Source organism: Bradyrhizobium sp. CCBAU 051011 (assembly GCF_009930815.1).
Classification (GTDB): domain Bacteria; phylum Pseudomonadota; class Alphaproteobacteria; order Rhizobiales; family Xanthobacteraceae; genus Bradyrhizobium.
Genome location: NZ_CP022222.1, coordinates 5,187,187 through 5,207,744, shown reverse-complemented (window position 1 = coordinate 5,207,744; position 20,558 = coordinate 5,187,187). Strand labels below are relative to the sequence as shown.

Annotated in this window: 15 protein-coding genes; 3 read left to right on the top strand and 12 right to left on the bottom strand. The window is 62.0% G+C overall.

Annotated features, from left to right (window positions below; genetic code table 11):
- Positions 1 to 40: 40 nt before the first annotated feature.
- Genes fba through ACH79_RS24275 form a run of 4 tightly spaced genes read right to left on the bottom strand, consistent with a single transcriptional unit; the run spans position 41 to position 5,128 of the window.
- A complete protein-coding gene (gene fba / locus ACH79_RS24290) occupies positions 41 to 1,126 on the bottom strand; it encodes a class II fructose-bisphosphate aldolase (protein ID WP_161853270.1) in 1,086 nt (361 codons plus the stop codon).
- A 37-nt stretch (positions 1,127 to 1,163) separates the two neighbouring features.
- Positions 1,164 to 3,203 carry a transketolase gene (gene tkt, locus ACH79_RS24285; protein ID WP_161853269.1) on the bottom strand — a complete coding sequence of 680 codons (2,040 nt, stop codon included), beginning with the start codon at positions 3,201 to 3,203 and terminating at the stop codon, positions 1,164 to 1,166.
- On the bottom strand, positions 3,200 to 4,075 hold the full coding sequence (locus ACH79_RS24280; protein ID WP_057857681.1) for a phosphoribulokinase: 876 nt from the start codon (positions 4,073 to 4,075) through the stop codon (positions 3,200 to 3,202). The genes tkt and ACH79_RS24280 overlap by 4 nt, the downstream gene beginning before the upstream one ends.
- 15 nt (positions 4,076 to 4,090) lie before the next feature.
- The gene (locus ACH79_RS24275; protein ID WP_161853268.1) at positions 4,091 to 5,128 is read right to left on the bottom strand and encodes a class 1 fructose-bisphosphatase; all 1,038 of its coding nucleotides are present in this window, start codon (positions 5,126 to 5,128) and stop codon (positions 4,091 to 4,093) included.
- A 150-nt stretch (positions 5,129 to 5,278) separates the two neighbouring features.
- Here ACH79_RS24275 and ACH79_RS24270 point away from each other — a divergent pair, with 150 nt between their 5' ends.
- Both ACH79_RS24270 and ACH79_RS24265 read left to right on the top strand, forming a co-directional pair.
- Complete coding sequence (locus ACH79_RS24270) at positions 5,279 to 6,250, top strand: LysR family transcriptional regulator (protein WP_161853267.1); 972 nt, start codon at positions 5,279 to 5,281, stop codon at positions 6,248 to 6,250.
- Positions 6,251 to 6,472: 222 nt separating this feature from the next.
- A complete protein-coding gene (locus ACH79_RS24265) occupies positions 6,473 to 7,783 on the top strand; it encodes an ABC transporter substrate-binding protein (protein ID WP_161853266.1) in 1,311 nt (436 codons plus the stop codon).
- Positions 7,784 to 7,962: 179 nt separating this feature from the next.
- Here the strand turns inward: ACH79_RS24265 and ACH79_RS24260 are convergent, their stop codons facing one another.
- The 6 genes from ACH79_RS24260 to xoxF5 all read right to left on the bottom strand — a co-directional run bounded on the left by ACH79_RS24260 (position 7,963) and on the right by xoxF5 (position 15,059).
- The gene (locus ACH79_RS24260) at positions 7,963 to 9,132 is read right to left on the bottom strand and encodes a Gfo/Idh/MocA family protein (protein WP_161853265.1); all 1,170 of its coding nucleotides are present in this window, start codon (positions 9,130 to 9,132) and stop codon (positions 7,963 to 7,965) included.
- Positions 9,133 to 9,187: 55 nt separating this feature from the next.
- A complete protein-coding gene (locus tag ACH79_RS24255) occupies positions 9,188 to 10,375 on the bottom strand; it encodes a fumarylacetoacetate hydrolase family protein (RefSeq protein ID WP_161853264.1) in 1,188 nt (395 codons plus the stop codon).
- A gap of 428 nt (positions 10,376 to 10,803) precedes the next feature.
- Positions 10,804 to 11,373: an S-(hydroxymethyl)glutathione synthase gene (gene gfa, locus ACH79_RS24250; RefSeq protein WP_161853263.1), complete on the bottom strand. Its 570-nt coding sequence runs from the start codon at positions 11,371 to 11,373 to the stop codon at positions 10,804 to 10,806.
- A 34-nt stretch (positions 11,374 to 11,407) separates the two neighbouring features.
- Positions 11,408 to 12,514 carry an S-(hydroxymethyl)glutathione dehydrogenase/class III alcohol dehydrogenase gene (locus ACH79_RS24245; protein ID WP_161853262.1) on the bottom strand — a complete coding sequence of 369 codons (1,107 nt, stop codon included), beginning with the start codon at positions 12,512 to 12,514 and terminating at the stop codon, positions 11,408 to 11,410.
- A gap of 73 nt (positions 12,515 to 12,587) precedes the next feature.
- Positions 12,588 to 13,064, bottom strand: a complete 477-nt coding sequence (locus tag ACH79_RS24240) for a c-type cytochrome, methanol metabolism-related (RefSeq protein WP_161856527.1) — start codon at positions 13,062 to 13,064, stop codon at positions 12,588 to 12,590.
- A gap of 108 nt (positions 13,065 to 13,172) precedes the next feature.
- On the bottom strand, positions 13,173 to 15,059 hold the full coding sequence (xoxF5, locus tag ACH79_RS24235) for a lanthanide-dependent methanol dehydrogenase XoxF5 (protein WP_161853261.1): 1,887 nt from the start codon (positions 15,057 to 15,059) through the stop codon (positions 13,173 to 13,175).
- Positions 15,060 to 15,463: 404 nt separating this feature from the next.
- Between xoxF5 and ACH79_RS24230 the strand changes: the two genes are divergently transcribed.
- Positions 15,464 to 16,432 carry a helix-turn-helix domain-containing protein gene (locus ACH79_RS24230; RefSeq protein WP_161853260.1) on the top strand — a complete coding sequence of 323 codons (969 nt, stop codon included), beginning with the start codon at positions 15,464 to 15,466 and terminating at the stop codon, positions 16,430 to 16,432.
- A 37-nt stretch (positions 16,433 to 16,469) separates the two neighbouring features.
- On the opposite strand, the gene ACH79_RS24225 is transcribed toward ACH79_RS24230, so the two are convergent.
- Together ACH79_RS24225 and ACH79_RS24220 are read right to left on the bottom strand one after the other, a co-directional pair.
- A complete protein-coding gene (locus ACH79_RS24225; RefSeq protein ID WP_161853259.1) occupies positions 16,470 to 18,923 on the bottom strand; it encodes a TonB-dependent receptor in 2,454 nt (817 codons plus the stop codon).
- Between the two features lie 144 nt (positions 18,924 to 19,067).
- A complete protein-coding gene (locus tag ACH79_RS24220) occupies positions 19,068 to 20,420 on the bottom strand; it encodes a histidine kinase (RefSeq protein ID WP_161856526.1) in 1,353 nt (450 codons plus the stop codon).
- Positions 20,421 to 20,558 lie beyond the last annotated feature (138 nt).

Below are 20,558 nucleotides of genomic sequence, written 5' to 3'. Positions count from 1 at the left end.
TGGTGTGCGGCGACTGGTCGGGATCGAACGCGTCGTCAGGTCATTCTGCGGCATCGGCCATCCCTCCCATCCTTGGATCGAGCGCGCCGGAGCGATAGCGCCGGGCCATCTCGGCCAATGGAATGACCTTGATTTGCGAGGCATGGCCCGCCGTGCCGAATTGCTCGAACCGTTCACGGCAAAGGTCACGCAGTGCATCCATCGCCGGCTTGAGGAATTTTCGCGGATCGAATTCGCTTTTGCTTTGCGCTGCGACCTTGCGGAACGCCGCCGTCATCGCCAGCCGGCAATCGGTGTCGATATTGACCTTGCGCACGCCGTGCCTGATGCCGCGGACGATTTCCTCGACCGGCACGCCCCAGGTCTGCGGCATCTCGCCGCCGAATGCATTGAAGGCGTCCTGCAATGGCTGCGGCACCGAGGACGAACCGTGCATCACCAGATGCGTATTGGGCAGCCGGCGATGGATTTCCTCCACCACCCTCATGGCAAGGATGTCGCCGTCCGGCTTGCGCGAGAATTTATAGGCGCCGTGCGAGGTGCCCATCGCGATCGCCAGCGCATCGACCTTGGTGGCGCGAACGAAGTCGACGGCCTGGTCGGGATCGGTCAGCAATTGATCGTGGCTGACCTCGCCTTCGACACCGTGACCGTCCTCCTGTTCGCCGCCGCCATGTTCGAGCGAGCCGAGCACGCCGAGTTCACCCTCCACCGACGCGCCGATCCAATGCGCCAGCTCGACGACGCGGCGGGTAATGTCGACATTGTAGTCGTAATCCGCCGCGGTCTTGGCGTCCGCCTTCAGCGAGCCGTCCATCATCACGGAGGTGAAGCCATGCTGAAGCGCGGTGGCGCAGGTCGACTCCTCGTTGCCATGGTCCTGATGCAGGCAGATCGGAATCTGCGGATGCATCTCCTCCAGCGCGTCGATCATCCTCGACAGCATGATGTCATTGGCGTAGGAGCGCGCCCCCCGCGAGGCCTGGATGATCACGGGCGCATCCGCATCCGCAGCCGCTTCCATGATCGCGAGCCCCTGCTCCATATTATTGATGTTGAATGCCGGCACGCCGTAGCCGTGCTCGGCGGCATGATCCAGCAATTGCCTCAACGTGATTCTGGCCATCGGCGCCTCCTTTTCTGGTTCGGCGTTACGTTCATCATCATGCGTAGGTCTCCGTCATTCTGGTTCGGGCCAGGCAACGCATGGCGGCGGTCGCAACCGCCTGCGGCGTAATGCCGAACTCGCGGTAGAGCGTCTCGGCCGGCGCGGATGCTCCAAAGCCGGTCATGCCGACGAATTCGCCGCGATCGCCAAGCCAGTGGGCCCAGTCGCCTTCGACCGCGGCCTCAACGCCTACCCTTGGAACGCGACCCAGAACGGCGGTCCGATATTCGCGGGATTGCTGGCGAAACAGATCGAAGCACGGCGCCGAGACCACCGCGGCGCGGACGTTGTCCTTCTCGAGCAATCTTGCCGCCTCGAGCGCGATCGATACTTCGGAACCCGTTGCGATCAGAGTGACGTCGCGGCCGGCCTCCGGTTCAACGACGACGTAAGCGCCGAACGCGACCAGATTGGTTTGGTCAGTGACTTCACGGAACGTCGGGACCGCCTGCCGCGACAGGCACAGCACGGACGGAGCGCTGAGCTGCCGCAATGCACAATCCCACGCCTCCGCGGTCTCGACGGCATCGCCGGGCCGAAATACCAGCAAGTTCGGGATGGCCCGCAGCGACGCCAGATGCTCGACGGGCTGATGCGTCGGACCGTCCTCACCCAGGCCGATCGAGTCATGCGTCATGACATGGATGACGCGGATGCCCATCAGCGCCGCCAGCCTGATCGCCGGGCGGCTGTAATCAGCGAAGCTGAGAAACGTGCCGCCATAGGGAATGAAGCCGCCATGCAGCGCGATGCCGTTCATCGCGGCAGCCATCGCATGTTCGCGGACACCGTAATGAATATAGCTGCCTTCGAGCCTATCGGCCCGCACCGATTGCTGCGTCTTGGCGCGCGTCAGGTTCGAATGGGTGAGATCAGCCGAGCCGCCGAGGAGATTCGGCAGCGCTTCGGCGATCGCGTCGATCACCGTTTGCGACGCCTGCCGGGTGGCGACCCGCGGCCGCTCGCTGCCGAACCGGACCCGTAGTTGCGCCATGACGTCGGCATATCCGCAGGGCAAATTCCGGTTCAGCGCATCGTGAAACGGCGACCGTCCCGCCGAATTGACCCGCCTGCTCCGCTCGACCCAGGCGCGCCGAGAGGCATGTCCCTGCGCACCTATTTCGCGCCAGGCATCGATGACGGCTTCCGGAACCTCAAATGGCGCATGCGGCCAGTTCAACGCGCCGCGCGTTTTCCCGACTTCATCGGCTCCGAGCGGCGCGCCATGCGCCTTTTCGGTGCCCTGCCGATTCGGCGCGCCGAAACCGATCACCGTACGGCAAGCAATCAGGGATGGCCGGTCGCTCTGCCGGGCGCGACGGATCGCTGCCGCAATCGCTTCGGGGTCATGGCCATCGATCCGGACCGCTGACCAGCCGGACGCCTTGAAGCGCGCAAGCTGGTCATCCGAGCATGACAACGACGTGGCGCCGTCGATCGAAATCTCGTTGTCATCATAGAGCACGATCAACCGGCTGAGCCTGAGATGTCCCGCCAGCGAAATCGCTTCGTGGCTGAGACCCTCCATCAGACAGCCGTCGCCGGCGATCACATAAGTATAGTGATCGACGAGGTCGTCGCCGAAGCGCGCGTTCATCAGGCGCTCCGCCAGCGCCATGCCGACCGCTGTGGCAATGCCCTGCCCCAGCGGGCCCGTGGTCGTCTCAACGCCGGGCGTATGTCCGTACTCGGGATGACCAGGGGTTTTCGATCCCCATTGCCTGAACGCCTTCAGTTCGTCCGCCGTCACGCCCTCGTAGCCGGTCAGGTTCAGCAGCGCATATAAGAGCATCGAGCCGTGACCGGCCGACAGCACGAACCGGTCGCGATCCGGCCACGCCGGATCGGCGGCATCGAATTTGAGGAAACGCGAGAACAGCACAGTGGCGACGTCCGCCATTCCCATCGGCATGCCGGGATGGCCGGACTTCGCCTTCTCGACGGCGTCGATGGCCAGGAAGCGGATCGCGTTCGCCATTTCCGCGTGCGAAACAGTCGAATCGTTGGCAACGCGGGATAGAGCTAGATCGGTCATATCATGCGCCTCTTACGTTCCATCAGTTGCAGGATCAGCGGGGTGAGGATGAGCTGCATGGCGAGGTCGAGCTTCGAGCCATGGATCACGATCGAATTGGCGCGCGACATGAAGCTGTTTGGGATCATCGACAGCAGATAGGGAAAATCGATGCCGCGCGGATTCTTCAGCCGGATCACCACCATCGATTCGTCCGGCGTCGGTATCCAACGCGCGATGAAGGGATTCGAGGTGTCGACGGTCGGCACCCGCTGGAAATTGATGTCGGTCTCGGTGAACTGCGGACAGATATAGTTCACGTAGTCAGGCATCCGCCGCAGGATCGTGTCGGTCACCGCTTCTGCGGTGTAACCGCGGTCGCGGCGATCGCGATGCAGCTTTTGGATCCATTCCAGATTGATGACGGGAACGACGCCGATCTTGAGGTCGGCATGTTGCGCGATGTTGACCTTGTCGGTCACGACAGCGCCATGCAGTCCCTCATAGAACAACAGATCGGAATTTTCCGGCAGCGGCGCCCATTCGGTGAATGTGCCCGGCTTTGCGCCGTACAGTCTTGCTTCCTCATCGTCATGGACGTAGTGCCGCGTGGTGCCGGTCCCGGACTCGCCGTAGTCGCGAAACAGCTTCTCCAGCTCTTCGAACAGGTTGGTTTCCGGGCTGAAATGGCTGAAATGCTTGTTGCCGCGCTCGGCTTCCTCGGCCATTTTCGTGCGCATCTCAAAGCGGTTGTAGCGATGGAAGGCGTCACCCTCGACATAGGCGGCGGCGACGTTCTCGCGGCGGAAGATGTTTTCAAACGTCTTCTTCACCGACGTCGTGCCGGCGCCCGATGAACCCGTAATCGATATGATGGGGTAGCTGCGTGACATCTGCGCTCTTCCCTGTCAGCGAAACAGGCCACGCCGCGCGAATAGCGGCGCGTCGCTGTTGTCGAACATCGGCTGGGTGCCTTCATGAATGGCGGTGACGTCGCGAACGCCGCGCATCGACCCCATGATCAGCGGCACCCGCTGGTGCGGCGTTTTCGCCGACAATTCGAGGATGCGGCGGCGGCCGGTGGTCGCGGCACCGCCCGCCCACTCCATCACCAGTGCCATCGGATGCGCCTCGTAAAGCAGGCGAAGACGTCCCTCGCGATAGGCCGGTCGCGCATCCGCCGGATACAGGAACACCCCGCCGCGAACGAGAATGCGAAGCGACTCCGCAACCAGCGAGCCGATCCAGCGCATGTTGAAATCGGCCGCGCAGCTGCCGTTGGTGCCGGCCAGGCACTCGTCGATATAGGTCCGCACCGGTCCGTGCCAGTGCCGGCGGTTCGAGGCATTGATGGCGAATTCGGGCGTGTCGGGCGCGATCCTGACGCGGCGCGCGATCAGCAGGAATTCCCTCGCGCGCCGGTCCAGAATGAAGATGTCGACGCGCTCGTCGAACGCCAGCACCAGCGTGGTTTGCGGGCCATAGACCACGAAGCCTGCCGCGCACTGCGCCGTGCCGGGCTCGAAGAAAGTGGAGACGATGTCGTTGCCGCGCGAGCGGATCGAAAAGATGGTTCCGACGGAAATGTTGTTTTCGAGGTTGGCGGACCCGTCGAGCGGATCGATCGCGACGCAGAGCGATGCCCCGGCATCGAACACTTCCGGCAGTTCCGATTCCTCTGATAGAACGGCGGCGACCGGCGACTTGCGCAACGCTGCGCGCATCATTCCGTCGGCGGCGAGATCGATGTCTCTCTGAAAATCGCCGTCGGAATTGACGCTATCGGTTTTCCCGGTAATGCCCGCCAACGGTCCGTCGGCAATGAGATCGGCAAGGCCGATCGCCGCAGCAGCGATCGCCTCAATCACGGTGGACACGGCCGGCCCGACCGGTGTCTCCGACCCCGTTTGATCAAGATGCGAGCACAAGGTCACGCGTGCGCCCATGGCCGTTCCCCGTTTGGCGCCCGCTTTCGGGGCGATTGCAAAGCGTCGTGCCCATCCGCACTCCGCGCCTAACAACAACCCAGTTTGCAAAATTAGTGAAATTTTCTTATCTTTGGCTTTGCCAAAGTTTTTCTTATATTGGACAGGCCCATGGCAAACAGGTTTCGGCGAGAATTGACCATTCGCCAGTTGCGCGCGCTGGCAGCCGTTCACAGCGATCGGTCGGTTACCGCGGCCGCGAAGCGACTGCATCTGACGCAGCCGGCGGTCACGTTGCAGATCCGCAATCTGCAGGAGATTGCGGGTGTGCCGCTGATCCAGCGCACCAATGACGGCATGCTGCTGACCGACGCCGGGCGCGAGGTGCTGACGCTTTCGGAGCGCATCGAAGCGGCGATTGCAGACTGCGAAACCTCGCTGGAGATGATCGCAGGCAAAACGGCAGGGCGCATCTCGATCGGCGCGGTCAGTACTGCGAAATATTTCGTGCCGTTCATGATCTCGGGATTTTCGAAACGGCATCCGAATATCGATGTCACGCTCTCGATCGGAAACCGCCAGGAGATCGGCACCGCACTACGCGGCTACGATCTCGACTTCGCGATCATGGGCCGCCCCCCGGCCGACATCGAGATGGACGTCCATCCGATCGGCGATCATCCGCATGTCATTATCGCGCCGACCAGCCATCGCCTGGCGCGAAAGTCGCGCATTGCGCTGAGCGACCTCGCCAACGAGACGTTCCTGATGCGCGAGCCCGGCTCGGGGACGCGCGGCCTGATGGAGCAACTGTTCGAGACGGCAGGGATTCGCCCGAACATCGGCATGGCGATGAGCAGCAATGAGACGATCAAGCAGGCGGTGATCGCCGGACTCGGCATTGCATTTATTTCCGCGCATACGGTCGCCACCGAACTCGACGAGCGACGGCTGGTCACGCTGGATGTAGTCGGCCTTCCCATTGTCAGGCAATGGTTCGCCCTCTCCCGCAAGGACAAGATCCTTCTGCCCCCGGCGCGCGCCATGCTGGACTTCCTCAGCGCCCGCGGCGCGCAATTCCTGCCGCGAACCCAGGGCAGGATCAGGATCACCCGGACGTCGGCGCGCGGCAAGCGGCGGTGACGTTGCCCGAGCAGCCAATAAAGACTGCGGAATGCCGATCATCGGCCCTGGATGGTGCGATGAGACGAAAGTCTGAGTACCTCCCTCCCGGCACGCCACCGGACCTAATCAAGCAGCAGTCGCCGACAGGTTGACATCCTGTCCTCTTCTCCAAATACTTGGCAAAAAGCGCAGACAAGCTGTCCCGGCGACAGATAAAACAGATAAAAAAGGGAGGACACGATGCCGACTTCACGCAGAACACTGCTGAAGACTTCTGCGGCTGCCGCCGCTGCATTCACCTTCGATTGGACCCGCGCGCAGGCGCAAGCCGAGACGGTCCGCATCGGTCTGATTTACGATCTGACCGGTCCCTTTGCCGCGGGCGGCTCCGTCGCGTCCTCGATCGGTGCGCAGATCGCCATCGACCTCGTCAACGAAAAGGGTGGCGTCGGCGGCAAGTACAAGGTTGCCGCCATCGCCGCGGATTCCCAGAGCAAGCCCGATGTCGCGATCAACGAGGCCAATCGCCTGATCGACCAGGAGAAGATCGACATCATCAACGGCGTCTACGCGAGTTCGCATGCGGTCCCGCTCGCGGCCAAGGTCGAGCAGCAGAAGAAGATCCTCTGGATCACGACCGCGGTTTCGACCGCCGTGTTCAAGGACAAGAACCTGCAATACGTCTTCCGCGCGCAGATTCATTCCGACCAATATGGCCAGGCCTTTGCGAGCTTCATCACTGAGCACGCCAAGGCGAAGCTCGGCATGGAGCCCAAGGACGTCAAGGTCGCGCTGATCCACGAGGATGGTCCTTATGGGGTCGGTGTCGCCGCCGCCGATGAGGCCTATGCGAAGGAGGCCGGCCTGCAGGTCGTGCTCAAGGAAGGCTATTCTGCATCCGCCCCCGACCTCTCAGTGCTGGTAACCAAGATCAAGCGCGCCAGGGCCGACGTCATCTCGCACGCGGGATACAACCCTGATATCACCCTGTTCCTGCGCCAGGCGCGCGAGAACGGCCTCAAGTTCAAGATGCTGTTCGGCGCCGGCGCCGGCTACAGCCAGCTCGACAAATTGCGGGCGACCTTCGGCGCCGACATCGACAATTTCTGCAATATCGATCCGGTGCCGGCACAGTTGCTCGATGCTTCGAAGCTCGCGCCCGGGATCGGCGACCTCACCAAGGTGATGATCGCGCGCTACAAGGAGAAGACCAACGCGACCGATATTCCGCCGCACTGCTCGATGGGCTTCAATCAGACCTGGATCCTGCTCAACAGCGTGCTGCCGGTGGCCAAGGAGAAGTATGGCGGCTTCGATCCCGAAGCCATTCGCAAGGCGGCGCTCGACGTCGATATCCCGCCGGGCGGCACCATCCAGGGCTATGGCGTGAAATTCTATCGGCCCGGCACGCCGCTCTCCGGCCAGAACGAGCGCTCGACCCCTGTCGTGATGCAGAATGCCGGCGAGCATATCTCGGTGGTCTGGCCGACCAATATCAGGACGCAGGACCCGGTATTCCCGCTGCCGAAATCGTCGGTGTATGCGGCGTAGGTCGATCTTTCACCCTCTCCCCTTGCTGTTGGGAGAGGGTGGCTTCGATGCTTCGCATCGAAGAGCGACGGATCTCTCTCCGCGAATGAACCTCTCGCAATTGAGTCCGCGGACAGAACCCCTCATCCGGCACGCTGCGCGTGCCACCTTCTCCCACAAGGCGAGAAGAGAGATTGCCGTTAAAGCGTCACGCGCCGCCCCTCCTCCGCCGCCCAATAGCCGGCGTAGTTGACCTTGATGGTCTCAAAGGCCAGCGTCAGATCCGAGAGCGGCTGGCGGCCTGTCGCCACGCATTCCATGAAATCCTGGATTTCCTGCGTGTAGCCGCGCGTCCATTCCTCTTCGAGGCAGATGTATTGCCAGCCGGTCTTCCGGTCGACTTTTTCAGTAATGTAGACGTTGGCCAGCTTCTCCTCGCTGGTCTGATAGCTCATCATGTGCGTGTTCGGCGTGATGTTGGCGAACAGCGAGCCGCTGCTGGTATAGGTTTCGATCAGGTTGCGGACGCCGCCAAGGATCATGTCGCCGGAAAACACCGTGGCCTTGGTACCGTCCGAGAAGGTGGCCGTGAGCACGCCCCAATCCTCGACATCCACGGGATTGGCCTTGAGTGCGGTCCGTTCGTCCGGACGCAGGCACGCCGTCACGTTGCCGACGTCACACGTCACGCTGGCAACACCGATCGTCTCGCCGCGCGCCTTCGCCTCGACCTGCTTGAGATAGAGCACCGCCGACAATGGATGGCATCCCATCCGGATCAACGAGCCGCCGCCGGTCATCGCCCATTGCGCGGCGTGCGCGGCATGCGAGCCGGAGTGGCTCTCCTCCCCCTTCATGAACAGGATCTTGTCCCTGGTGGCTTTGAGGATCTCCACAGTCTTGGTCACCGCCGGCGCGTAGATCCAGTCCTCGGCATACATGAAGAGCTTGCCGGTGTTGCCGATTGCCGCGCGGGTCTTCTCCATTTCCTCCAGCACGCGCTCATACATCAATGCCTTCGGCACATGCTTGCCGATCGGCGCCGTGTCGCCATCCCGGCCGAAATAGCCGGCGAACGGCTTTTCGCAGATGACGTGTTTGCCGGCCTGCATCGCCTCGACGATCATCGAGGTGTGCAGATTGGGCGGCGTGCAGATATCGATGACGTCGAGATCAGCATCGGCGATGAGGTCGCGAAAGCTGCGATAGACCGTCGGAATCTGGTGGCGGCCGGCAAACTCGACGACATGATTGCCTCTCGCAGCAACAGCGGCGACCTCAACGTTCACACCGTAAACGCGACGGTAGGCATGCATGTGCAGCTCGGACACGAAGCCGCAGCCGGCCAGGCCGATCCTGATTTTCGCCATCTGCGGAATGCCTCCCTCGTCGACCAAGACCGAATTGCTGGCGTGGTTCGGGGCGCTAATTGCTGCTTCGGCCGGCCTTACGGCGCATCAACGTGGCGAAGAGCTCGGTCAGGCCGAACCGCCAGGGTTCACAATCGCCGCTGTGACGCATGCGGTTGGTCAGCCGGCCGAGTTTCGGCGTGGCGACCGTCACCAGATCGCCTTCCACGTGGGTAAACCCCTGCCCCTTCGCGAAACGGTCCTGGATCGGCGCGAACATCGTGCCGAGGAACAACACGAAGCCGTCGGGATACTGATGGTTCTCGTTGATCGTCTGCCCGACGATGTCGGCCGGATCGCGGCTGATCTTTGTCAACGAGGATGCGCCGTGCAGGACGAAACCCTCCGGTCCCTTCACTTCCAGCGAGATATCCATCTTCCTGACGTCGTCGAGCGTGAAGCTCGCGTCGAAGAATCGCACGAACGGGCCGATGGCACAGGACGCGTTGTTGTCCTTCGCCTTGGATAACAACAGCGCCGAGCGCCCCTCGAAGTCGCGGAGATTGACATCGTTGCCGAGTGTGGCGCCGACGATGCGGCCATCGCTGGCTACCACCAGCACCACCTCGGGCTCTGGATTATTCCAGGTCGATTTCGGATGCAGGCCCGCATCCACGCAGGTGCCGACCGCCGACAGCACGGGAGCCTTGGTGAACACCTCGGCATCCGGCCCGATGCCGACTTCGAGATACTGGCTCCAGGCGTTCTGCGAAACCAGCACGTCCTTGACATGCTGCGCTTCGGCCGAGCCCGGCTTCAATTGCGACAGATCGGTGCCGACGATCCGCGTCACCTCGGCCCGGATCGCTTCCGCCGAATCCGGATTGCCGCGCGCTCGCTCCTCGATCACCCGCTCAAGCATCGAGACGGCGAAGGTGACGCCGGCGGCCTTGATCACCTGCAGGTCGATCGGGGCCAGCAACCATGGCCTGGCCGGGTCGCGGGTGTCGGGCGGCGTATTGTTCAGGAGATCCTGCAGCGCGCCAACCCGCTCGCCACGCGCAGCACGCAGCGCCCCGGCCGGATCGGCAACGGCGGCAAGCTGGCTGGCGGTGGGAAATTCGTCGGTGACGTCGAACACGCCGTCCTGACGAATCGCGACCACCGACGGCCCGGCAAGGTCGGGACGCCAGATCCGCCCCATCAGCGCGGCGTCGGCGAAATCGTCGGGCAGGATGAAAGCAGCGTCGGTGACGATCGGCATCGTGGGAGTCCTCGCGAGGGGGCGTGTGTGCGGTCAGGGCAGCACCGTCCATAGAAGGGAAACCGCTGGACGGGTCAACACCTTCAGGGAGGGGCCGACGTCGGCACCGCGGCCGCCGGTACAGGTTCATCGCGCCGCAGCATGCAAAATCAGACGATTGGTCAAATGCGACCGATTACACGCGCAGGCAATCTGGTCTTGCGCATGGCGGTCGAACAAAGACCGCTACGAGATTCGATGTCCGGGAATTACATGCGGCACAATCCCGCCGGAATGCCGCGGGTCTGTGATGGCTGCGCAACCCTCTCCGGCCGGCGCTCAACCAAGGAGTGGCACCACATGGTGGCCCTGCTTCTGCGCTGACGGCGATCGCCATCAGCGCAAGTTCGGTATCTCGCTAGATCGGGCCAGTGCCCGCTTCGCCTTGTCTAGGCCGCCTTGGCCTTGGACTTGGCGACGTGGCTCGAGATCGCATCCATCAATGGCGGCGACAGGCAGTCATAAGGCTCCAGTCCGAGTTCCTTCAGGCGAGCCCTGATTCCAGCCATCTCCCCTGGTTGGACGCCGGACTCCAGAACGGACGACACAAACGCCGCAAACCCCGGAGCCGCCGAGCCGCCTTCCTGGAACAGCTCGGGATGGATGAAATCGAGGCCATAGAACGGATGTCCCGTGTTCTCGATCCGGCCGTACATATGCGTGCCGCAGGCCTTGCAGGCATAGCGCTGGATCGTGGCCGCCTGGTCGACGATCTGCAGCTTGTCGCCATTCTCGATCACTTTCACATTGTCGCGCGGAACGACGGCGACAACGGAGAAGATCGCGCCTTCGGGCTTCCAGCATTTGGTGCAGCCGCAAGCGTGATTGTGGGCAACGTCGCCCTTGATGGCGACCTTGACCGGCCTGTCCGAGCACTTGCAGACCAAGGTGCCGCCGGCGAAGCTGCCGGTCCCCTGTTTTACGCCGCTGTCAACCGATGGGTGGATGTGAACAGTCATGGGCCTCTCCTCCTTGTGTTTGAAGTTCCCCTATTCAGAACACGACAACCGAACGGATCGACTTGCCCTGGTGCATGAGATCGAATCCCTGATTGATCTCCTCCAGCTTGAGCACATGCGTGATCATCGGATCGATCTCGATCTTTCCGTTCATGTACCAGTCGACAATCTTCGGCACGTCCGTACGGCCACGCGCGCCGCCAAAAGCCGTTCCCTTCCAGACGCGGCCGGTCACGAGCTGGAACGGCCGGGTAGCGATTTCCTTGCCCGACTCAGCAACCCCGATCACGACGGAGACGCCCCAGCCGCGATGGCACGCTTCGAGTGCCTGCCGCATCACGGTGGTATTGCCGGTGCAGTCGAAGGTGTAGTCGGCGCCGCCGTCGGTGAGCCCGACCAGATGCTGGATGATGTCACTGACCTTGGTCGGATTGACGAAATGCGTCATGCCGAAGCGGCGGCCCCAATCCTCCTTGGCATCGTTGATGTCGACGCCGACGATCTTGTCGGCGCCCACCATCTTCGCGCCCTGGATGACGTTGAGCCCGATGCCGCCGAGACCGAAAACGACGACGTTGGCGCCAGGTGTCACCTTGGCGGTATTCACCACGGCGCCAACGCCCGTCGTCACCCCGCAACCGATGTAGCAGCTCTTGTCGAAGGGCGCGTCCTCGCGAATCTTCGCCACCGCGATTTCCGGCAGCACGGTAAAGTTCGAGAACGTCGAGCAGCCCATGTAATGGAAGATCGGCTTGCCCTTATGGCTGAAGCGCGAGGTGCCGTCCGGCATCAGCCCCTTGCCCTGGGTGGCGCGGATGGCGGTGCATAGATTGGTCTTGCCGCTCAGGCAGCTTTTGCACTGGCGACATTCCGGCGTGTACAGCGGAATCACGTGATCGCCGGCCTTGACCGACGTCACGCCCGGGCCGACTTCGCGGACGATGCCCGCGCCCTCATGACCGAGGATCGAAGGAAAGATTCCTTCGCTGTCGAATCCGTCGAGCGTATAGGCATCGGTGTGGCAGATTCCGGTCGCCTTGATCTCGACGAGAACTTCACCGGCCTTCGGGCCTTCCAGGTCGACCTCGACGATTTCAAGCGGCTTCTTGGCTTCGAATGCGACTGCAGCGCGTGTCTTCATTTTCAACTCCACTTTCGCTTTTCGAGCCGCTGCAACAACGCAGTGTGACTGGTCCTTTGCACATGCCGACGGATCATTTCTTGCCCATGCAGGAATTCTCCGCCTGGGTGTAGGCCTCCGGCTTGTCTTCCTTCTTGGCGGGACGCACACGCCCGACGGCGTCATTGGCGCGGGCACGCAGATAGATGTAGAGGTCGTCCATGTAGCAGGCGACGTTCGGATTATCGCCGAGCGCAGGCATGACGGAGTTGCCGTTCTTGCGACCGCTCGCGACTACGCCGACGAAGTCGCCGTAATTCATGGTCTTGAGTGAATTCGTGAGGCCAGGGGCGTAGGTCGATCCCATCCCGTCGGGGCCATGGCAGACGTGGCATTCCGAGTGATAGCGCCGGTAACCGGAGTAGGTGTACCAATCCACCGTTCCGTCGGCCCCAACCTTGAAGGTCGGATTGCCTTCCTTGTCGAGGTACTTTCCGTCCTCGGATTTGACGGCAGCCGGGTCGACCGCGTTTTCGGCGAAGGAAATTCCTCCTGATACCACGAAGATCATCGCAGCACCCACAAACCAGATTTTACGCAAGAGCTTGTCCTCGAGATTCGGTGGTAGGCGAACCGGCGCATGGAGCAACTCCATGCGCCGGAACGAAGTTGGCTCAGCTTACTGCGGCAGAGCGAATACGGTCAGAGTTCCGCCGAGCGCGGTGTAGTTGCTAAGGGCAGCGTAACCGCCGACGGCGCCGAGGCCGGCGGTGTCCACGTTCCTCGCGGCGGATTCCAATGCCCGGCCCGCCGCTGCACGGCCCGCAGCGCCCTGCCATTCAGCGGCACCCTCCGGGCTCATCAGCCCGGCCGCCAAGCCGATGCCGGCCCAGCCGCCCACGCCGGAAAGCACGGCCACGTATTGCCGGCCGCCCTGTTCGTAGGTCGTGACGTTCCCGATAATGCCGGACGGGGTCTTGAACTTGTAGAGCTCCTTGCCAGTCTTGGCATCGACCGCCTTCAGGTAGCCTTCGAGCGTTCCGTAGAACACCACGCCGCCGGCGGTAGCGAGCGCACCGGACCACACCGAGAACATTTCCTTGTTCGACCACACGATCTTGCCGGTCTTGTTGTCCCACGCGATGAAGTTGCCCATGTGGGTTTCGCCAGGAGGCGGATACATCGAGAGCGTCGCCCCGACATAGGGTTGGCCCGCAGTGTAGTTCACCTTGAACGGCTCGTAGTCCATGCAAACGTGGTTGGTCGGCACGTAGAACAGTTGCGTGTCCGGCGAATACGCCGCCGGCTGCTGGTCCTTGGTGCCGAGCGCGGCCGGGCAGATACCCTTGACGTTGACGTCCTCGCCCTGCTTGTCGGTCGAATATTGGTCGACGACCTTCGGTCGACCATAGGTGGGCGAGCTCTTGTTCATGTCGACGCCGCTGGTCCAGTTGACCTTCGGATCGTACTTCTCCGCCACCAGCAATTCGCCGTTGGTGCGGTCCATCGTATAGGCGAGCCCGTTGCGGTCGAAATGGGTCAGTAGCTTACGCGCTTGACCGCCGATCTGTTGATCGCTGAGGATCACTTCGTTGACGCCGTCGTAGTCCCACTCGTCGTGCGGGGTCATCTGATAGACCCAGCGGGCCATGCCGGTGTCGGCGTCCCGCGCAAAGATGGTCATCGACCAGCGATTGTCTCCCGGCCGCTGCTTTGGATTCCAGGTCGAGGGGTTGCCGGTTCCGTAATATATCAGGTTCAGCTCGGGATCATAAGAATACCAGCCCCACGTCGGTCCGCCGCCGATCTTCCACTGGTCGCCCTGCCAAGTATCGATGCCGGAGTCCTTACCGACCGGCTTACCTAGATGCGTGGTCTTCACCGGATCCATCAGCGTGTCGCTGTCGGGTCCCATCGAATAGCCGCGCCAGACCCGCTTGCCGTCCTTGATGCTGTAGGCAGTCACCGAACCACGAACGCCGAATTCGCCGCCCGAGATGCCGGTGAGGACCTTGTCTTTAAAAACCATCGGTGCCGACGTCCCGGTCTCACCTTTGCTGGGATCTCCGTTCTTCACCGACCAGACCAGCTTCCCGGTCTTGGCATCGAGGGCGACAAGGGTCGTGTCGGCCTGGTGCAAAAAGATTTTTCCATCGCCGTAGGCCACGCCACGATTCACCGTGTCGCAGCACATCACCGGGATGACGTTCGGATCCTGTTTGGGTTCATATACCCAAACGATCTTCTGCTCCTGGGATAGGTCAAGAGCATAGACTTTGTTCGGGAACGGTGTGTGGACGTACATCATGTTGCCGATAATGAGCGGTCCGCCCTCGTGGCCGCGCAGCACGCCGGTCGAGAACGACCATGCGACCTGCAACTTGCCGGCGTTGGCTGCAGTAATCTGGTTGAGCTTCGAGTAGCGCGTATTGGCGTAGTCGCCCGTCGGCATCACCCAATCCTTTGGGTTCTGCGACATCTTGATCAGTTCGTCATTGGCATACGCAACGCCGGCAGCGAATGCCGCCACGGCGCCGAGACAGGCAGCGGATAGCACTTTGCGCATAGTGGTTCCTCCCAGATTGAGGGTTTAGGGTTTCCGTCGAGACGGCCCATTTTCCATTCTTGGTCCCTATTCCTATCCCGTTCGGAAATGGGAAACTTGCCCAAGAGCGAAGCGCGTTTGCTCAGAAGCGAAACACAATAAACTTTTTAATTTTGGGAACGTCGAGAGCCGTCCCTCTCATGCTGCGAAGCATCAATCGTGGGCTCGTTCCCACAAGCACCCGCGCGTCCCGAGGCTGAGGTTCCCCTTGACGCAGCCGAAACTAAGTTGGAGGATTGTCAAAGGGATATTGGGAAGAATCTGCGCGACTTCCCCACGACCGCCTTAAGTCGAGGCAAATGTAGCGTCCTGTGACCGAAGCTTTTGCCGAGGTCGTGGCCTGTTCTCGAATCGGTGCTTCGACCATGTCCGATACAGTCCGCTCACTCAGCACTTCCGGGTTGGCGCCGAAGAAGCAGCTGCAAACTTGGTCAGATGCGCTGACGGATCTGTGCGGTCAGTTCGACGTCGATCCGCTGGAAGGTTCCTCGCTGGAGGGGCGGATAAACTACACGACCGTCTCGCAGTTGAAGCTGTGCCAGATCGAGGCAAGCCAGCATCGTATCGCGCACACGGTCTCAGGCACCAAGCTGAGCGAACACCCCTACGTCAAGATACTGTTCCAGACCTACGGCATCTCGCATTTCGAACAGGCCGGCCGGCGCATGGACATCATGCCCGGCGATTGTCTCGCCTATGACGTCTCCTGCCCGCACACGATCGTCAGCCCCTCGCTGACCCGGCACGAGGTCGTGATCGTGCCGAAGGAACTGCTTCACGAACGCGGCTTCCGCACGTCGAAGATGTTGCCGTGCAAGCTTTCCGCACGTAACGGCACCGGCCGTATTGCCTACGACTTCGTGCACACCGCGTTTGATGAAGCGAACCGGCTATCGCCCTACAACGCCATCGGCGTCGCCGATTCGCTGATCGATTTGCTGCTGTTGCCGTTGCGCGAGGCCGACACGATGTTCGATCGCGTCGGTCCCGAAGCAATGTACATCCGCGCCCAGGCTTTCATCCGGGAACATTTGCGCGACCCGGAGCTTTGCATCGACCAGATCTCGGCGGCGCTGGGCTGCACCAAGCGCTATCTGCACATGCTGTTCAGCGACAAGGGCATGACCGTCAGCGATTACATCTGGCGGGCGCGGCTGCTGCACTGCCGGCAGGAGCTGGAGACCCAGCATGGAAAGACGATCACGGACGTCGCGTTTTCCTGGGGCTTTTCCAGCTCGTCGCACTTCAGCCGCGTGTTCCGGAAGCATTTTGGCTTCGCGCCCTCTACCATCCACAAGGCGCATTGCATCGATCCGGCGCTGGATGCTTCCTGAGGCGAACGTCCCGGTTGAGACAACCCGCATCACGCACCTAAAAGGTTGCCCTTAGCCCTGCATAGAACGCGCGCGGCCGCGCCGGGCTGACCGAACGCGGATCGGTAAACTCCGCGCCCCCGTTGGTGAAATTGGGCACGTCACCAGTATCAAAGAACGTCCCGTAGGTCGCATAGCGATTATCGAAGATATTGTCGACGCGACCGTAGATCTGGAATGTCTTGTTGATTTGATACGAGGCGTGCAGGTTGAAAACCGAATACCCGGGCAGCCTCGCGGCCTGGTTCGATTCATCGCCCACAAAATACTGGCTGCCGACGAACAATGCATCGCCCCCGACCTTGAAGGCGTCGGTGACCGAATAGTCGATGCCCACCTTGACCCGGTTGCGAGGTATCGCCGGTATACGATTGCCTGGCTGGACCTGGATTACGTCGTCAACGGCGAATGGGCTATTGGAGCCGATCTGCAGGGCGTCGAGGAAGCGCGCATCGACTAGGGCGTAGCTGGCGTAGAGCTGCAGCGTCTTCGACGTCAGATTGACCTGGGCTTCGATGCCCTGGCGGCGCGTCCGGCCTACGTTCTGGAAATAGCCAAATCCCTGCAACTCCGGGCTCGGGATCGCCAGGATGTCATCGGCATTGGTCGCGCGAAACGCGCCGACTTTCCACCCGAGCGTGCCGATATTCAGCTCCTTGGTGCCGCGGAAGCCGGCCTCGACGGTGCGGGAGACAACCTGCTTCAGCGGCGGGTCGGCGATGAGGAATGCCGCGGCGATACAGGGGCGCGCAGGGTCGGCGCATGCGAGTTCCAGCGGGGTGGGTGCGCGATTGGCTTCGGAATACCCGGCATAAGCCGTCAGTTCAGGCATAATCTTGTAGGTGCCGCCGATCATCGGATTGAAGCGGCTGAACGTATGATTGCCGTTGAGATCGGTGCCGATCAGATCCTGAAGGACGATATTTGCATGGTTGAAGCGGCCGCCGCCCGAAATTGAAAACGCGTCCGTCACGTCAAAGGTGTCGAGCGCGTAGAACCCGGTGTACTTATTGGTGGCGCGAAGCGAGACCGGACCGATCGAAATCGGAATGCCTGATGGTCCGAGGAAGATGCCGCTACCGCTGACGACGTAATTTGAACCGATCGTGCCCAGTTCCGCGCTGGCCCCGAAGCGGGTGACGCCGGAATCGAAACTGGTGCCGACCATGAACTGGTTGTTGTGTCCGAACAACTGGTCGGTATTGGTGGCCTGCAGGGTCACCCCGGTCGTGGTCGAACGGGTGGTCGTCCGGTCGATCTGCCCCAGCACGGCGTCGGTTGGGAACGGATTTGCGAGCTGGACTCCATTGAGCCCGTTCGCCGGCGCTCCTGGCACGGTGTCTTCTTCGTTGAAGCAAAGCAGAGTCGGATCGCCAACACATGGCGCCGTCTCGGTCGGATTACCATCGACCGTCTTCTGCCGGAACGCGCGGACGCGCGCCGAGCCTTCGATCGTCCAGGTCGGCGTCACCTCGACCTTTCCGGTCAGATTGGCGTAGGCAACGCGGTTGTCGTGCGTCTGCGGCGTCGTATAGGTCGCCCCCCAATATTTCTGGAGCAGTTCGACCGGAACGGCCGCCGCCGCGCCGAAATTGTTCTTGGCAACGCCCACGTTGAGGTGAAATTCGCTGCTGTCGGTCCGGTAACCGACGTCACCGTAAAACCGGCGAATCGCCGATTCCGAAAAATTGCGATAGCCGTTGTCACGCACGCCTTCGAGCGCGCCATAGACCGAGAAATTGCCGATCTGCTTGCCATACTGCGCCGAACTCTGGATGCGGCCGAACGAGCCGCCCATCGTGTTGATTTCGCCGCCCTGATAGTTGAAGCCGTCCTTCATCTGCACGTTGACGGCACCGCCCAAGGCATTGAGACCAAACGCGGGATTGTTGGTTACGACGGTAACCGACCTGATCGCGGCAGTCGGGATCAAATCCCAATTGACAGTGTCGCCGAACGCTTCGTTGACGCGCACCCCGTTCTGGTAAACCGCCAGTCCCTGGGGTGTGCCCGAGACGGGAGATGCAACGAAACCTCGAAATTGTATGTCCGGCATGAACGGGTTGCCGGTCGTATCGCTGATGACAATACCCGGCACCTGTTGCTGCAGCGCATCCGCGATGTTCAGCGAGCCGGTGCGCGCAATCTGCCCGGCACCGACGGCATTGACCGCTGCGGCCACCTTATCGACATCCATTCCCGAGCCGACCGTCGGCGTAGGCGCGGTCGGGTAAACAAAGACCCTGCGAACATTCCTTGCGGGCGCCCGAGTTGCACCTCGGGCGCGCGCTGGTTTGGCGCTCGTCGCCGGCGCTACGACCTCGATGGCCGGCAAAACGTCGCTGGCTGCGGGTGCGGTTTGGGCCTGAGCACAGTCCAGCCCGGGAGCCAGACAGATCGAGATCGTCCCGACCACCCGTACGCGTGCACCCATATCCCCACCCCACGACATACCGGCTTGTCCCCTGCCGGTTCGATGTCGACGATACTAGTGAGAAGACAACGATACGCGCTAGCCGCAAAAGGTCTGGTTCCTCACCTTGCATTCCTCCCGACGGGGACCGGGACAAATTCCCGGACAGCAACTCGCAATCGATCAAGGATGCGACCCGTGGGGGACGACCGCCTCGACCGTTACGCCCCCATTGTCGGAGATGACATTCAGCGTCCCGCCCAGCGCCAGTATTCTCTCGCGCATCCCGACCAGGCCGAAGCCGGACTTGTGATCCGGCGCCAAGCCGCGGCCGTTGTCGCTCACGCGCACCAGGGCGCAGCCGCGACTTCCATGGATGCCTTCGGCCTGTTCGACCGTGACGCTGACGGACGTCGCGTCGGCGTGGCGGAAAGCGTTCGTCAAGGCTTCCTGGACGGTGCGGTAGATCGTCAGATCAGCGACTTCTCCGCCCTCGCCTGGCGCGCATGCAATGTTCGCCTCAATGGCAACATCGGGTCGAGACTCACGCCACAAGCGCAGCAGCACGCCGAGCGCCTCGGATAGTCCAAGCTCCGCCAGCCCGACAGGCCGCAGCTTTTCCAATATCCTGCGGTTGAATTGCTGAAGCGCATTGGTCTGCTCCATGATGGCGGTGGCATGCTTGCGCAGCGCATCGGCGCTCGGCGCACGCCCATCCTCGGAAAGCCGCGTCAGCGCGCCGGCGTGGGCGCGCAGCGTAAAGAGATACGGCCCGAACTCGTCATGAAGTTCGCGCGCAATCTCCTTGCGCTCCATATCCTGCAGCGAGACCGTGCGTTCGGCGAGCCGGCGCTTGTCCTCGACGGCCTCGCCGAGGGCGCCTGCAAGGTGATTCAGCTTGGTACAGATTACCGCCAGCTCGGGCGCGCCGCCGGGCTCGACGCGCGATGCGTACTGTCCAGCCTCGATGTTCGCCATGGTCTGCGAAAGCGCCTGCAGCGGCGCCAGCGCGCGGCCAATCACTATCATCGTAACCAGAAAGAGCGCGATGGCGAGCGCGGAGCCGACCGCGAGCTGGGTCACGATTCCGTCCCAGATCTCGGCCACCTCGTCGTTCGGATGCGAGGTGATCAGCAGCGATTGCGGCTTGCCGTGGATCGTGATCGGTACGCTCACGGTTGTGGTTTCCGGATGCACGAGCGCGATGAACCACGCCGGCGGCGACCGCTCCCCGTCGCTGTTGCCGGGGTGTTCACCTGTGGCGGCGTCGCCCTGCCGTGTGATGCTGACATGACGGAGCCGGCTGAGGTCAGACGCGATCTGGTTCAGCCGCGCATCCGGGTCCGGCGCCTCGTTCAGGCTTGGCACGATCGTCTCGACGAACTCGCGCGCCAGCCGGATGACGCTCTGATCTTCGGCGCGAACACGGGGCGCCGCCTCTACCACCAGCCGCGCGATGTTGATCGCTAAACCTAGCGTAAGCCCCACCGCCAGCAGCAAATTGATCCGGGAACGCAACGATAATTTCTGCCACATAACGTTTGCCCCAATCGCGTCGCAATCAGTTCCCCGACGAGAGGACCGTTGACAGTCGAAAAACCGACGATCAGATTGAAGCGTACAGCAATCGCGTCGGCGTTGCATGATCGGCCTCGCGCCGACGTCTACGTAACG